Source organism: Cupriavidus sp. KK10 (assembly GCF_018223725.1).
Taxonomy (GTDB): Bacteria; Pseudomonadota; Gammaproteobacteria; order Burkholderiales; family Burkholderiaceae; genus Cupriavidus; species Cupriavidus necator.
In genome coordinates this window covers 2693979-2706978 of sequence record NZ_CP073677.1, presented here as the reverse complement: position 1 = coordinate 2706978, position 13000 = coordinate 2693979, and the positions used below count along the sequence as shown (strand labels likewise).

Sequence of the window (13000 nt, the reverse complement as noted above, 5' to 3'; positions counted from 1 at the left end):
CAGGCCATCAGTTGTCCAGCTTGATATTGGCCGACTTGATCAGGCTGTCCCACTTCTCGTACTGCGCGCGGATATAGCTGCCGAACTGCGCCGGCGTGGCGGGGAAGGGCACGGTGCCCTGGCTGGCGAGCCTGGCGGCCAGGTCCGGCTGCTTCAGCGCCGCCACGATCTCGCCGTTGAGGCGGTCGATCACGGCTTTGGGCGTGCCGGCCGGCGCGACCACGCCAAACCACGCGGTCAGCTCGTACCCGGGCACGCCGGCGGCGGCCAGCGTGGGCACGCCGGGGAGCTGGTCAGAGGGCTTCTGCGTGGTCACCGCCAGCGCGCGCACGCGGTTGTCGCGGATATACGGCAGCGCGGTCGAGACGCTGTCGAACATCATGGTAATGCGCCCGCCGATCAGGTCGGTCATCGACGCGGCGCTGCCCTTGTAAGGAATGTGCGTGATATTGACACCCGCCAGGTGGGTGAACAGCTCGCCCGCCAGGTGCGACGACGAGCCGTTGCCGAACGAGCCGTAGGTCAGCTTGCCCGGCTCCTTGCGCGCCAGCGCCAGCAGCTCCTGCACAGTGCGCGCCGGCACGCTGGGATGCACCACCAGCACGTTGGGCAGGTAGGCGACCGAAGCCACCGGTGCGAAATCCTTCAGCGGATCGTAGCCAGGTTTGTCATAGAGGCTCTTGTTGACCGCCAGCGAGCCAAAGGTGCCGAACAGCAGCGTATAGCCGTCGGCCGGGGCCCGCGCCACCGCAATGGCCGCCAGGTTGCCGCCGGCGCCGGGCCGGTTGTCGATCACCACCGGCTGGTGCAGCCGCGCCGACAGCGCGTTGCCGATCTCGCGCGCCAGCAGGTCGGTGGCGCCGCCCGGCGGGAAGGGCACCACCAGCCGCACTGGCTTGTCGGGATAGTCCGCCAGCGCGGTACCGGCGGCCGTGGCCGTGAACGCAAATACCAGCCCCGCGGCTGCACGCCTGATCCAACCTTGCATCGCTGTCTCCTTTCTGTGATCTGGTGCGATGGAATGGCCGTCAGTGTGTCGCAGTGCCGGCAGGCGCGTGTTTGGGATTGGCGAAGGTCGGGTTCGCTGCCGGAGCGGGTCACTCCGGCTGGCGCAGCCGGGCGATGGTGCCGAACAGCGTTTCCAGCTCCACCGGCTTGACCAGGTGCGCGTCGAAGCCGGCTGCCTCGGTCTGCTGCCGGTCCGCCGGCTGGCCGAAGCCGGTCAGCGCCACGAAGCGGGTCAGCTCGGTGCCGGCCAGGCCGCGCATGGCGCGCACCACCTCGAAGCCGTCCATGCCGGGCATGGCCAGGTCGATCAGCGCGATATGCGGGCGGCAGCGCGGCGCCACGTGCAGGGCCTCGGCGCCGTCATAGGCAATGGTCACCTCGTGGCCGCACAGTTCCAGCAGCATGGCCAGGCTGTCGGCGGCGTCGCGGTTGTCGTCGACCAGCAGGATGCGCTGCGCCTGCAGCTCGGGCGCAACCGGAGCCTGGGCCGGCAGTGCTGCGCCCGGGCGGGCGTCTTCCTTGCGCGAGGCCGGCAGCGGCAGGCGCAGCGTGAAGGTGCTGCCTTGTCCCGGCCCGGCACTGGCGGCATCGATGGTGCCGCCGTGCAGCTCTACCAGCGACCGGCACAGCGACAGGCCGATGCCCAGCCCTCCCTGCACGTCGGCGCCCGGGCGGCTTTCCTGCATGAACAGGTTGAAGATGTCGTCGATGGCGTGTGGCCCGATGCCGCGGCCCTGGTCCTTCACCTGGACCTGCAGTGTGCGGTTCTGGATCGTGGTGGCGATCGTCACCGACGACCCGGGCGGCGAGAACTTCGACGCATTGAGCACCAGGTTCTGCATGACCTGCACCAGCCGCGTCTTGTCGGCGTGCATCGGGATCGAGCCGGCATGGGTCTGCACGTCGACGCACTGCAACTTGGCATCCAGCGCTGGCCGCGCTGCCTCGATGCCCAGCGCGATGATCTCGTTGAACTCGACCGGCTCCATGCGCAGCTCGATCCGGCCGGAGGTGATGCGCCCGATGTCGAGCAGGTCGTCCACCAACCGGCTCAGGTGGGTCACCTGGCGCTCGATCATGGCCAGGCTCCGGTTTGCCAGCGCCGTGTCCTGCGGCGCCAGCCGCATCGCCGCCAGCGCGCTGTGCACCGGCGCCAGCGGATTGCGCAGTTCGTGCGAAAGCGTGGCAAGGAACTCATTCATGCGCTGGCTGGAGCGTTCCAGCTCTTCGCGGCGGCGGCGCTCGCTCATGTCCCGCGTCACCTTGGCAAAGCCGCGCAGCGTGCGTGACTCGTCGTAAACCGCTGTCAGGGTGACATTGGCCCAGAACAGCGAGCCATCCTTGCGCACGCGCCAGCCTTCGTCCTCCACGCGCCCGACCCGCCGCGCCAGCGCCAGGTGCCGTGACGGCTTGCCGGCGGCGACATCCTCCTGCGGATAGAACACCGAGAAATGACGGCCGATGATCTCGTCGCGGCGGTAGCCCTTGATATAAGAAGCACCGGAATTCCAGCTGACGATATGGCCGTCGGGATCGAGCATGAAGATGGCGTAATCCTTGACCCCCTCCACCAGCAGCCGCAGGGTCTCTTCGCTCTGGCGCAGGGCCTCGGCGGCACGGCGCCGCTCGGTCATGTCCCGCGTGACCTTGGCGAAGCCGATCAGCCGGCCCTCGGCGTCCTTCAGGGCGGTGATGACGACGTTGGCCCAGAAGCGGCTGCCGTCCTTGCGCACGCGCCACCCCTCGTCCTCGAACCGGCCCAGTTCGGCCGCGGCCTTCAGCTCGGCTTGCGGCCAGTTCCGGGCGATCGCATCCGGCGTGTAGAACTGCGAGAAGTGCTTGCCCAGGATCTCCTCGCGGGCATAGCCCTTGATGCGCGCCGCGCCCTTGTTCCAGCTGGAGACATGGCCGCCGACGTCAAGCGTGAAGATGGCGTAGTCCTGAACGGAGTCCACCAGGGTCTGGTAAGGCACATCCGGCAGCAGGTCGGCCCGGATGTCGTGCGAACGCCCGCCCGATGGCTCGCCAGCGTCGGGGCGAGGTGCGCTTCCGGCAGGTTGCTGCGGCTCGTCGGGGTGTCTTGTCATGGCATGTCCTGAACGCGTCCTGCCGGCGTGGCCGCCAGCGCATCCGGTCCTGGTATTGCAGCAAGGATACCCCCGCCCGCAGCCTGGCAGGGCGAATCGCCGGGATGCCGGTGCGGCAGGAGGCGCCCCGGGCGCGGCTCAGGATCGGAAGCTTCCGTACGGCAAATCAGAATGTGCGGATTGCCCGCAGAAGCTGGCTCCATAGAATGGTGGCACAAGGGCTTTCGGGTCTTCCGTCCAGGGGCGCCAATGACACAGTTAGACGAATGCCACCTGCCGTGCGACGGCATGCCGTGCAGCGCAGGTTGCCATCTGGCCCGCTTCTGCCTGGGAGGCGCACGGGGGCTGCCGGGCGGCGCCCAGGGCATCTAGCGCACGGTGCGCCTGCGCAAAGGCCAGTGCCTGTACCTGGTGCTGTGCCGTTTCCGGCTGGAAGACAGCATGCTGCTGGCCGCGCTGACCGGCGCCGAACCATTGCATGCCCTGCAGAACATGCACGCGGCCATCGTGATGGCCGCGCAGCGCGGGTAGTGGAACCAAAATCGGAGGCTGTATGACGGGCAATGCGATGACGCAAGTCGAATGGAAGCGAATGGCGACCGACCCCGGCCGCAGGGGGACCACCTGCCCGGGGCTACCCGCATGGAAATCACGGGCACGCTGCAGATGCAGAATATTGTCCAGGCACTGGGGGCAGAGCCCGATGAGCAGCGCTGTGTCGAGACCGGCCTCGAGGTGCTTGCGATGGCCGGGCACCCGCCTGCGCGTGCCGTGGTGTCGATGGGCCACGGGCGGCTGCCGGCGCTGGAATTCTATGTCAATGCCGCTGTGCCGACCTGCTGCGAACTGGACAGCACGTTGCAGCACGCCATCGCCAGCCGTTTCACCAGCGTGCTGCCGCCAGGGCTGGCAGTCACGGTGCTGCCGCTGGCCGACTATGCGCAGGAGGCCGCCGACGAAGGCAAATCGTTCGACGCGGATACCCTGCGTACCTGTGCGCGCGAACTGCTGGGCCGGGGCGGTGAGATGAACCAGCGGCTCGCGGTGGTGTGTGCCTACCTGTCGGCGCTGCATGGCGCGCAGGCCGTTGCCGAGCAGCTTGGCTATCTTGAGCAGAGCCTGCTTGCGCAGGGCCAGGAGCCTCTGTCCTGGCGCCTGCGCCGCCACCGCAGCGTGGAAGGGCGGGAGCTGGCGCAGGCATTGGAAGGACTGTCTCGCGCGGCGGATGGCGCCCTGTATGAGTTCGGCACCTGCTACAGCGCTGCGCGCCAGCTACCAGCTGGAGCAGATGCAGCGTGTCCATGACCGGATCGCGTGCTTTCGCGACACCTGCCGGAGGTGCCCCGAGCCCCGGCGCGCCGTGTGCGCGGACACGGCGTGCTAAGAGGTTCTAAGGCGCGGCCAGGTCAGATACCGGCCATGCAGGTGTACTTGATGACCAGATAATCCTCGATGCCGTAGTGCGAGCCCTCGCGGCCCACGCCAGACTGCTTGACGCCGCCGAACGGTGCCACCTCGTTGGAGATCAGGCCGGTATTGACGCCCACCATGCCGTATTCCAGGCGTTCGGAGACGCGCCAGACGCGGCCCAGGTCGCGGGCATAGAAGTAGCTGGCCAGGCCGAACTCGGTGTCGTTGGCCATGGCGACGACATCATCCTCGGTTTCGAAGCGGAACAGCGGCGCCAGCGGGCCGAAGGTTTCCTCGCGCGCGACCAGCATGCCGGGGCCGACGTCGGCCAGTACGGTCGGCTGGAAGAAAGAATGCCCCAGCGCATGGCGCTGGCCGCCCTGCAGCAGGCGCGCGCCCTTGCCGAGCGCGTCGGCGATATGCTCTTCCACCTTGGCCACGGCCTTGTCGTCGATCAGCGGGCCGATGCGCACGCCATCGTCCATGCCGTTGCCGACCTTCAGGGCCGCCACTGCCGCCACCAGCTTCTGCGCAAACGCCTCATACACGCCCGCCTGCACGTAGATGCGGTTGGCGCAGACGCAGGTCTGGCCGGCATTGCGGTACTTGGACACGATCGCGCCTTCCACCGCCGCGTCCAGGTCGGCATCGTCGAACACGATAAAGGGCGCATTGCCGCCCAGTTCCATCGACACCTTCTTGATCGTCGACGCGGTCTGGGCCATCAGCATGCGGCCAACCTCGGTCGACCCGGTGAAGGTGAGCTTGCGCACCAGCGGGTTGCTGCTCATCTCGCCGCCGATGGCGCCGGCCGAGCCGGTCACCACCGACAGCACCCCGGCCGGGATGCCCGCGCGCTCGGCCAGGGCCACCAGCGCCAGCGCTGTCAGCGGGGTTTGCGATGCCGGCTTGAGCACCATGGTGCAACCCACCGCCAGGGCCGGGCCGGCCTTGCGCGTGATCATGGCAGCGGGAAAATTCCACGGCGTGATGGCCGCGCATACCCCCACCGGTTCCTTGGTCACGACAATGCGCTGGTTGCTGACCGGCGCCGGAATGGTGTCGCCATAGACGCGCTTGCCTTCCTCGGCAAACCATTCGATAAACGAGGCCGCGTAGGCGATTTCGCCACGCGCTTCGGCGATCGGCTTGCCCTGTTCGGCGGTCATGATGCGCGCCAGGTCTTCCTGGCTGGCCATGATCAGTTCGAACCATTTGCGCAGCAGCGCCGAGCGCTCCTTGGCGGTGCGGGCGCGCCAGGCCGGCAGCGCGCGGTTGGCAGCCTCGATGGCCTGGCGGGTTTCCTCGGCGCCCAGTTGCGGGACCTGTCCCACGCGCTCGCCGGTGGCTGGGTTGGTGACGTCGATGCGGCGCTCGCCGTCGACCCAGCGGCCGTCGATATAGCACTGCTGCCGCAGCAGAGAGGAGTCCTGGAGGTTCAGCATGGTTGTCTCGGTGGATGCCGGCGATGCCGGGCGTCTTGTGGATGCCTGAGACAACGATTGTAGTCCGGCTGTCTAGGTGGAAGTCTTGGGCGGGCCGGCAGGTGAGGCCGCGGACGGTGCCTCGATACCCCAGTCGCCGCATTCAAGCCAGTCGTCGCCGAGCAGTTCAATGGGGTGCTGCGTGCGGCTGGAGCCGTTGCCGCAGCCCATGTCGTCTACGGAGCAGTACTTGTCGCAGCCCCAGCAGATGCGCTCGGGGTGGCGGGGATGCAGGGGAAATTTCTTGGCCATGGCTTGAGGTTGGGAGATGCTGGGGGAATTATGTCCACATACGCAAGCCGTTGATTTGCGCGAGCGCAAGTCAGGCCGGGGCTATCCCGCTCAGTTCCATCCGTCGGCATCCAGCCGGGTCCAGCGGTCGGGCGCCTCGCCATCGGGCGAGGCCAGCAGCAGGGTCTGGCCGCAGTGCTCGCAACGGTACACAAACGCATTCTGGCCACTGGCGGTGCGCAAGGTCGCCGACTTCACCAGCCTGGGATGCGGTGGCACGTGGCCAGGCCGGTCCAGCTGCGACTCGCACAGGTCGCATAAAGACATCATTGTTTTCCTCCGCACTATCCCCGGCGTAGCAAGAATGCTGTGGTGCAGCATTCGCTTTTCCAGTATAGCGGCGGAACGATAGTGCCGTTGGGCGGCGGCGTAACGGCTATTCACCAAGGAACTCTGCCACCACTTCCAGTCCTTCAATGTGATCGGCAACCACCTTGGCGATTGTGATCAGCGGGATGGCGAGCAACATGCCCCACGCGCCCCAGAGCCAGGTGAACAGGAGCAGTGCAACAAATACGGCCACCGCGTTCATCCGCGCCATGCGGCCGGTCATCCAGGTGGTGACGACCGACCCGATCAGCGTGGCGATCAGCAGCGATCCGACCGCCGCCGCGGCCGCCATGCCGAGCGTGCCGAACTGCATGAGCGTCACCACTCCCAGGCAGACCGCGATCGCCATGGCGCCGAAGTAGGGCACCAAGTGCAGCGCCGCAGCCGCAATCGCCCAACTGCCGGCGTTGTGCACGCCGAGCCACTTCAATAGCAGCCAGGTACAGGCGCCCAGAGCCGCATTGGTCACCAGCAGCATGCCCATATAGCGGCGGATGGCGAGGTTGACCTCGTCCAGCATATGCACGCTGATCTTCTTCTCGGAAATGGTGGTCCCGGCCATCTTGATGAACTTGCGCTTGAAGGTATCGCCGGCCAGCAGCAGGAAGTACAGGAGGAAGACCACCACCACCGCCTGTCCGGCCATGGTGAAGATGCTGACCGAGCCGGCCAGCAGCATGTTGTGGACCTGGGCGGGCGTTTGCTCCACCACCACCTGCGTGCCGCGCGCGGGCGGGGGCTGGCCGGTACCGCTGAGGATGGTGGCGGCGCGGCGTACCTTCTGCCACATGGAATCGTCGCCGCTCATCAGCGCGCCCACCGAGCGCGACAGCTTTCTGGCCGTATCGGGCAGGCTGTTGACGATCGATTCCACTTGCCCCTGCAACAGGTAGGCGCCGCTTAGCAGGACGCCCAGCACGGCCAGCAGCACCACGGTGCCTGCCAGTGCGCGCGGCAGGCCCAGCCGCTGCAACGCGCACACCAGCGGGTCCAGCAGGTAGGCCAGAACGATCGCGAGCACGACCGGAATGAGAAAGTCGCGTGCGATATGCACGGCGTACAGCGAAAAGAGCGTGGCCAGCACCACCAGCGCGATGCTGGCGCGCTGCAGCGAGGCGGTGACGGCGTCACCTGGCACGACAGTGTCAGGCATTGCAGCCACGGTGCCAGGCGCGTCGGCGCCAGCATGCGGGGTACCGTCGGCGGGCAACGGAACGGGCGGGGCAGGGGGCAGCGAAGGAGCCGCGGAATCGGGGATGGTCGACATGGCCGGGCGCCCCGGCAAAAGGCCTGGCGCTGCTATGAAGATAGCTGGCCGGCAAGCGGCGGCTGTCGGACGCCGCCGCCTGCGTATGTCAGATAAGCGCGGTAGTGAGGTACCTTACAAGCGACACCGCCGGCCGGCAGCGTGTCGCCGCACGACCGGGCGGTCCGGAGACTGTAAGCTGGGAGCGTGCAGGCTCAGCCAGTCACCGTCTTGGTTTCAAGGAACTCGGCAATGCCTTCGGGGCCGTATTCACGCCCGTTGCCGGACGTCTTGTAGCCGCCGAACGGTGCGGTGAGGTCCATCGTCGCGCCGTTGATGCGCACGCTGCCGGCGCGCAGGCGGGCGGCCAGCCTGCGCGCGCGCGCCGGGTCGGACGACGCGATGTAGGCGGCCAGGCCGAACTCGGTGTCATTGGCGATGGCCACGGCCTCGTCTTCGGTGTCGTACGGCAGCAGGCACATCACCGGCCCGAAGATCTCTTCGCGTGCGATGGTCATGTCATTGCGCACGTCGGCAAAGATGGTCGGGCGCGCATAGAAGCCGCGTTCCAGCCCGTCGGGGCGGCCGGGGCCGCCTGCGGCCACGCGCGCGCCTTCCTCGATGCCCACTCCGATCAGGCGCTGCACCTTCTCGTACTGGCCGCGGTTGGAGATCGGGCCCATCTTGGTTTCGGGGTCGGACGGGTCACCTACCTTGACCGCGTTGGCCAGGGCGGCGCGATCTGCACGGCCTGTTCATAGCGCGAGCGCGGCACCAGCATGCGCGTCGGCGCGATGCAGGTCTGTCCGGTGTTGGCCATGCACTGCGCCACGCCGCTGGTCACCGCTGCCTGCAGGTCGGCATCGTCCAGGATGATCATCGGCGACTTGCCGCCCAGTTCTTGCGCCACGCGCTTGACCGTGGCCGCGGCGCTGATGGCCACTTCCACGCCGGCGCGGGTCGAGCCGGTGATGGAGACCATGTCGACATCGCGATGCGACGACAGCGCGGCGCCCACCGCGCGGCCCTCGCCATAGATCATGTTGAAGACGCCCGGCGGCGTATCCGCGGCATCCATGATCTCAGCGAAGATCCGGGCGTCCAGCGGCGCAATCTCGGATGGCTTGAGCACCACGGTGCAGCCCGCCGCCAGCGCCGGCGCCACCTTGGCCGCGATCTGGTTCAGCGGCCAGTTCCACGGCGTGATCAGCGCCGCCACGCCGATGGCCTCGCGCCGGATGCAGCTCATGCCGCGCGTGGTTTCGAACTCGAAGTCGCGCAGCGCCTGCAGCGTTGCCTGCAACTGTGCCAGGCCGATCGCGGCCTGCAGGTTGGTGGCCAGCGTGATCGGTGCGCCGATCTCCTGGCGCACCGCCTGCGCCAGGTCGCCCGTGCGCGCCTGGTAGGCGGCGATGATGCGTTCGAGCAGGGCGATGCGCGTTTCACGCGTGGACACCGACCACGCCGGGAAGGCCGCGCGCGCTGCGGCCACGGCGTGGTCCACGTCTGCCGCGGTGCCCATGGCGAGCTTGCCGGCGACCGCTTCGGTGGCCGGGTCGATGATGTCGGCCTGGGTCGCGCCCGCTGCGGGCTGCACCCACTTGCCGTTGATATAGAACTTGTCGATGACGTTCATGCCGGTTGCCTCGGATGTTTGTGGGTGGATACGGTCAGACCGGACGGTCGCCAATGATGGTGGCGCGGTTCATATGGCGCACGGCCGGGAAGTAGTCCTGCACCGCGTAATGTTGCGTCGAGCGGTTGTCCCAGAGCGCGATGGTGTCGGGTTGCCAGCGCAGGCGCACCTGGTACTCCGGCGCGGCGGCCTGGCGGTACAGGTACTGCATCATGTCCAGCTCCGCGGGCCGGTAGTCAGAACCGATGCGATACGGCTGTTCCTTGGCGAAGTTGGCGAAATGCGTGGTGAAGGCTTCGTTGACGAACAGGATCTTCTCGCCGGTTTCCGGGTGCGTGCGTACCACCGGGTGCACCATCGGCGGAAACTTGGCGCGCATCTCCGCATATTTCGCTTCGTTCAGCGCCGAGCCGAAGGTCGGCATCGCGTCGTGCACGGCCTTCAGGTTGGCGATGCGCGCCTTCATGTCTTCAGGCAGGTTCTCGTAGGCGGCGGCCATGTTTATCCAGATGGTGTCGCCGCCGACTTCCGGGCATTCCAGGCAGCGCAGCATCGAACCCATCGACGGGACCTCGCGCCAGGTAACGTCCGAGTGGTAAAGGTTCTCGCGGCCACGCGTCTTGCCATCGCGCCCGAATACAACCAGTTCGGGATGTTCCGGGTGGTTGGTAAGCATGGGATGAACTTCCAGCTCGCCGAATCGGCGCGCCACGGCTACGTGCTGGGCGGGCGTAATGGCTTGCTTGCGGAAGAACAGCACCTTGTACTTCAGCAGCGCGCGGCGCAGCGAGAGGTAGTTCTCCTCGTCCAGCGGCTCGCGGAAATCGATGCCCTCGACATCGGCGCCGATCGTCGGCGTGCAGCGGCGCACGGTAAAGGGAAAGGCTTCGTTGTCCAGCGCCCGGTAGGCTTCCGGGCTGATGGTGGTTGCGGCAGTGGCTTGCATGGGGTGTCTCCTCGGTGTTGTGGTTGCCAATGCAGGGGGGATAGCCGGCTCAGCGGAGCGAGGCCTTGATCAGGTCCGCCGCCTTTTCGCCGATCATGACGGCGGGGGCGTTGGTGTTGCCGCCGATCAGCGTCGGCATGATCGATGCGTCTGCGACGCGCAGGCCCTCCACGCCATGCACGCGCAGATCCGGGTCGACCACCGCCATGCTGTCGACGCCCATCTTGCAGGTGCCGACCGGGTGGTAGACCGTGTCCGCATGCGCGCGCACGAAGTCGCGGATGGCGGCTTCATTGCTGCTGTCGGGGCCGAAAGCGTCGGTCAGAACTTCTCTTCCGCCAGGCCGCGACCGCGCGGCTGGTAGGAGCGGCGGCCGTTCAGGCCCGGTTGCGGTACGGTTAGTAGGCGTAGTTGCGGCCCGGCCTCGAGCAGCGCCACCGTTGCGTCCGTGTCCTCGGCCAGGAGCCCAGCAACGGCGCACCCGGCAGACCCGGCGCCGATCACGATGTCGTCGAATTCGGCCGCGGGGCTGGCGGTGCTTTGCAATGCGTTGGGTTTCAATTTCTGTGTCTCCTGAGCGGCCTTGTGGCGGTGCTTTCCTGGGGACGCACGCAATTGCCGATGGGTGATACTGCCATTACCTGTTATGACAGGTCAATAGGGTCGCGCCGCGGCCTGTCATGATAGGTATAATCCGTTCCACCCAGAATTTGGAGCCGCCCAGGGCGGAACACATGTGGCGCTGCCCAGGTTCAAAGAGATCGAAAACGAGATTCGCCAGCGGATTGCCAGCAACACATGGGCGCCCGGCGCCAAGCTGCCTTCCGAGGCGGAGTTGGTGACGGAATTCGCGGTCAGCCGGATCACCGTGCGCCAGGCCTTGTCCGGGCTGCACAACGCCGGCCTGATCGAGAAGGTCAACGGCAAGGGCAGTTTCGTGACCCGTCCCTCAGACACGCCCAGCCTTGGCGCGCTGACCGGCTTCTATGAAACCGGACGCGCCCGTGGCCAGCTTGCCTACGGCAAGCTGGCGTCGGTACGGCTGGTGCGCGCGCCGGCCCATGTGGCCGCGGCGCTGCGTCTGCAGCCGGGCGAGAAGGTGCTGAGCGTGGCCACTGTGCGGTACTGGGACGACGCGGCCGTCGCGCATTTCACCCTGATGGGTCCTGAGCCGCTGATGCGCCGCCTGGTGCAGGAGGACCTGGAAACCAACGACGCCATGTCGCTGTTTGAAAGCCGGCTGGGATACCGGTTCAAGGAAGTGGCGATGGAAGCCACCGCCGTTGCCGCGCCCGCGGACGTGGCGCGCCGGCTCGGTGTTGCCGAGGGCGAACCGCTGCTGCGCCTCCGCAGCACGCCGCGTGACATCGACGACACACCGTTGTTCTGCGGCGAACTGATGTTCCGTCCGGACCGCTATGCCTACAAGTGGACACTGACGCGATAGGGCAGATGCCTGGCATCTTCAGGCGATACTGAACTGCGCCGGCGCGGTAACTTTTACCCGCGGCGCGCACTTATTACTGCGGCCGGGTCGCAGTCATGTCACTTTCCTGCATTGCCGGGCGCCGCGTTGCTAACACAGTCGCGGCGCCGATGGCCGCATAGCCCCACTGGTACGTCAGTTGCGTCTTCCGCTGCAGAGCTGCGTTCCGGCGCGCTCGCCGGCAGCCTGCGCCGTGCAGCAAGGCTTGCCGCCAACCTGCTAGATGGAGGAAGACATGAAAACAACCTTAGGCATCGGCACTGCCCTGCTCGCACTTGGCATCCTGGCGGGTTGCACCGCCACCGGCAGCACCACCGGTTCCGGCTCGCTGTCCGGCTCGGGCTCGGTCACGGAACAGAACCGCAGCCGCAGCGGCTACGGCACGCCTGGCTCCAGCACTTCTACCGGCACGTCCGGCGCGACCAGTACGACCAGCCCGAGCGGCACATCCAGCGGCAGCAGCGGTGCAGCCAGCGGTTCGGGCACGGCCCGCTGACGCCGACGCCGACGCAGCCGCCAGTGGCCTGGCACCGGCGGCTGCGAGGCTTCACGACCGGTCCCGGCCGGTAATGACGCGCGCATCGCGGCGCGCGGGAATGATGTTTTCGTCGGCCAGCCGTTGTTGCAGGTCGTTGTTGGGCACGTGGGTGAAGTCCTTGCCAATTTCCTTCGTGACGACGTCCGTGACGCCGGCGGGGAGGGCTTTGCGCAGCAGGCCCAGGAAGCGCGGCGCCGCGATCAGCGCCAGGGAGTCAAAGCGCTGCTTGTTGCGCGCATCGGCAAGATAGTCCGCCACGCGACGGGCAAACAGCTGTGCTTCCTGGTGCAGTTCATCCTCGCCGGCCGAGGATGTGACGGTGGACGGCCCGGCCTGGTGGGCACCGGGGTGCCCGGCGTCGCCCTGTACCGCGGCGTGGCCGCGCCGGCCGTAGGCGTCGCGGCGCAGGTCCGCGCGGTCGCCATGTGCTGCCGCGTCAGTGATTTCCTCAACCAGCGCCATTGGCGCGGTTGAGGCGTGCGAGGCAAAGATGCGGGCGAGGGATTCGTCCGCCACAAGGATCCAGGTGATTTTCATG

At 67.3% G+C, this 13000-nt stretch carries 13 protein-coding genes and 2 pseudogenes; 4 read left to right on the top strand and 11 right to left on the bottom strand.

Annotation, left to right across the window (positions count from 1 at the left end; all coding sequences use genetic code 11):
- Positions 1-7: 7 nt before the first annotated feature.
- Both KB879_RS12895 and KB879_RS12890 read right to left on the bottom strand, forming a co-directional pair.
- Positions 8-988 carry a tripartite tricarboxylate transporter substrate binding protein gene (locus KB879_RS12895; protein ID WP_013953193.1) on the bottom strand — a complete coding sequence of 327 codons (981 nt, stop codon included), beginning with the start codon at positions 986-988 and terminating at the stop codon, positions 8-10.
- Positions 989-1097: 109 nt separating this feature from the next.
- Positions 1098-3095 (bottom strand): PAS domain-containing sensor histidine kinase, encoded by a 1998-nt coding sequence (locus KB879_RS12890; RefSeq protein WP_211981606.1) that lies wholly within the window; start codon positions 3093-3095, stop codon positions 1098-1100.
- Positions 3096-3473: 378 nt separating this feature from the next.
- On the opposite strand from KB879_RS12890, the gene KB879_RS12885 reads away from it, so the two are divergent.
- Together KB879_RS12885 and KB879_RS12880 are read left to right on the top strand one after the other, a co-directional pair.
- Positions 3474-3626 (top strand): flagellar transcriptional regulator FlhD, encoded by a 153-nt coding sequence (locus tag KB879_RS12885; RefSeq protein WP_249221295.1) that lies wholly within the window; start codon positions 3474-3476, stop codon positions 3624-3626.
- Between the two features lie 111 nt (positions 3627-3737).
- Positions 3738-4400 (top strand): hypothetical protein, encoded by a 663-nt coding sequence (locus KB879_RS12880; protein ID WP_249221294.1) that lies wholly within the window; start codon positions 3738-3740, stop codon positions 4398-4400.
- Positions 4401-4501: 101 nt separating this feature from the next.
- Here the strand turns inward: KB879_RS12880 and gabD are convergent, their stop codons facing one another.
- The 8 genes and pseudogenes from gabD to KB879_RS12840 form a co-directional block, all read right to left on the bottom strand.
- On the bottom strand, positions 4502-5950 hold the full coding sequence (gabD, locus tag KB879_RS12875; RefSeq protein ID WP_153953486.1) for an NADP-dependent succinate-semialdehyde dehydrogenase: 1449 nt from the start codon (positions 5948-5950) through the stop codon (positions 4502-4504).
- Positions 5951-6022: 72 nt separating this feature from the next.
- The gene (locus tag KB879_RS12870; protein ID WP_013953188.1) at positions 6023-6241 is read right to left on the bottom strand and encodes a DUF3079 domain-containing protein; all 219 of its coding nucleotides are present in this window, start codon (positions 6239-6241) and stop codon (positions 6023-6025) included.
- Positions 6242-6331: 90 nt separating this feature from the next.
- Positions 6332-6547: a hypothetical protein gene (locus tag KB879_RS12865; protein WP_041228903.1), complete on the bottom strand. Its 216-nt coding sequence runs from the start codon at positions 6545-6547 to the stop codon at positions 6332-6334.
- A 109-nt stretch (positions 6548-6656) separates the two neighbouring features.
- Positions 6657-7877, bottom strand: a complete 1221-nt coding sequence (locus KB879_RS12860; protein WP_013953186.1) for an AI-2E family transporter — start codon at positions 7875-7877, stop codon at positions 6657-6659.
- A gap of 194 nt (positions 7878-8071) precedes the next feature.
- Positions 8072-9492 (bottom strand): annotated as a pseudogene (locus KB879_RS12855) (aldehyde dehydrogenase family protein).
- Between the two features lie 34 nt (positions 9493-9526).
- Positions 9527-10438: a TauD/TfdA family dioxygenase gene (locus tag KB879_RS12850; protein WP_013953185.1), complete on the bottom strand. Its 912-nt coding sequence runs from the start codon at positions 10436-10438 to the stop codon at positions 9527-9529.
- A gap of 49 nt (positions 10439-10487) precedes the next feature.
- A pseudogene (locus KB879_RS12845) lies at positions 10488-10778 on the bottom strand (GMC oxidoreductase); the annotation flags it as partial.
- A complete protein-coding gene (locus tag KB879_RS12840) occupies positions 10760-10999 on the bottom strand; it encodes a GMC family oxidoreductase N-terminal domain-containing protein (protein ID WP_211981604.1) in 240 nt (79 codons plus the stop codon). The gene KB879_RS12840 and the pseudogene KB879_RS12845, both read right to left, overlap by 19 nt.
- A gap of 175 nt (positions 11000-11174) precedes the next feature.
- On the opposite strand from KB879_RS12840, the gene KB879_RS12835 reads away from it, so the two are divergent.
- The gene (locus tag KB879_RS12835) at positions 11175-11885 is read left to right on the top strand and encodes a GntR family transcriptional regulator (RefSeq protein ID WP_211981602.1); all 711 of its coding nucleotides are present in this window, start codon (positions 11175-11177) and stop codon (positions 11883-11885) included.
- Between the two features lie 274 nt (positions 11886-12159).
- On the top strand, positions 12160-12420 hold the full coding sequence (locus KB879_RS12830; RefSeq protein WP_013953183.1) for a hypothetical protein: 261 nt from the start codon (positions 12160-12162) through the stop codon (positions 12418-12420).
- A 51-nt stretch (positions 12421-12471) separates the two neighbouring features.
- Here the strand turns inward: KB879_RS12830 and KB879_RS12825 are convergent, their stop codons facing one another.
- Positions 12472-12999, bottom strand: a complete 528-nt coding sequence (locus tag KB879_RS12825) for a host attachment protein (RefSeq protein WP_013953182.1) — start codon at positions 12997-12999, stop codon at positions 12472-12474.
- Position 13000 lies beyond the last annotated feature (1 nt).

Coding starts and splice junctions, on each gene's coding strand:
- KB879_RS12890 (WP_211981606.1), bottom strand. CDS start 3,095: ATGACAAGACACCCCGACGAGCCGCAGCAACCTGCCGGAAGCGCACCT.
- KB879_RS12895 (WP_013953193.1), bottom strand. CDS start 988: ATGCAAGGTTGGATCAGGCGTGCAGCCGCGGGGCTGGTATTTGCGTTC.
- KB879_RS12865 (WP_041228903.1), bottom strand. CDS start 6,547: ATGTCTTTATGCGACCTGTGCGAGTCGCAGCTGGACCGGCCTGGCCAC.
- gabD (WP_153953486.1), bottom strand. CDS start 5,950: ATGCTGAACCTCCAGGACTCCTCTCTGCTGCGGCAGCAGTGCTATATC.
- KB879_RS12850 (WP_013953185.1), bottom strand. CDS start 10,438: ATGCAAGCCACTGCCGCAACCACCATCAGCCCGGAAGCCTACCGGGCG.
- KB879_RS12825 (WP_013953182.1), bottom strand. CDS start 12,999: ATGAAAATCACCTGGATCCTTGTGGCGGACGAATCCCTCGCCCGCATC.
- KB879_RS12870 (WP_013953188.1), bottom strand. CDS start 6,241: ATGGCCAAGAAATTTCCCCTGCATCCCCGCCACCCCGAGCGCATCTGC.
- KB879_RS12880 (WP_249221294.1), top strand. CDS start 3,738: ATGGAAATCACGGGCACGCTGCAGATGCAGAATATTGTCCAGGCACTG.
- KB879_RS12860 (WP_013953186.1), bottom strand. CDS start 7,877: ATGTCGACCATCCCCGATTCCGCGGCTCCTTCGCTGCCCCCTGCCCCG.
- KB879_RS12830 (WP_013953183.1), top strand. CDS start 12,160: ATGAAAACAACCTTAGGCATCGGCACTGCCCTGCTCGCACTTGGCATC.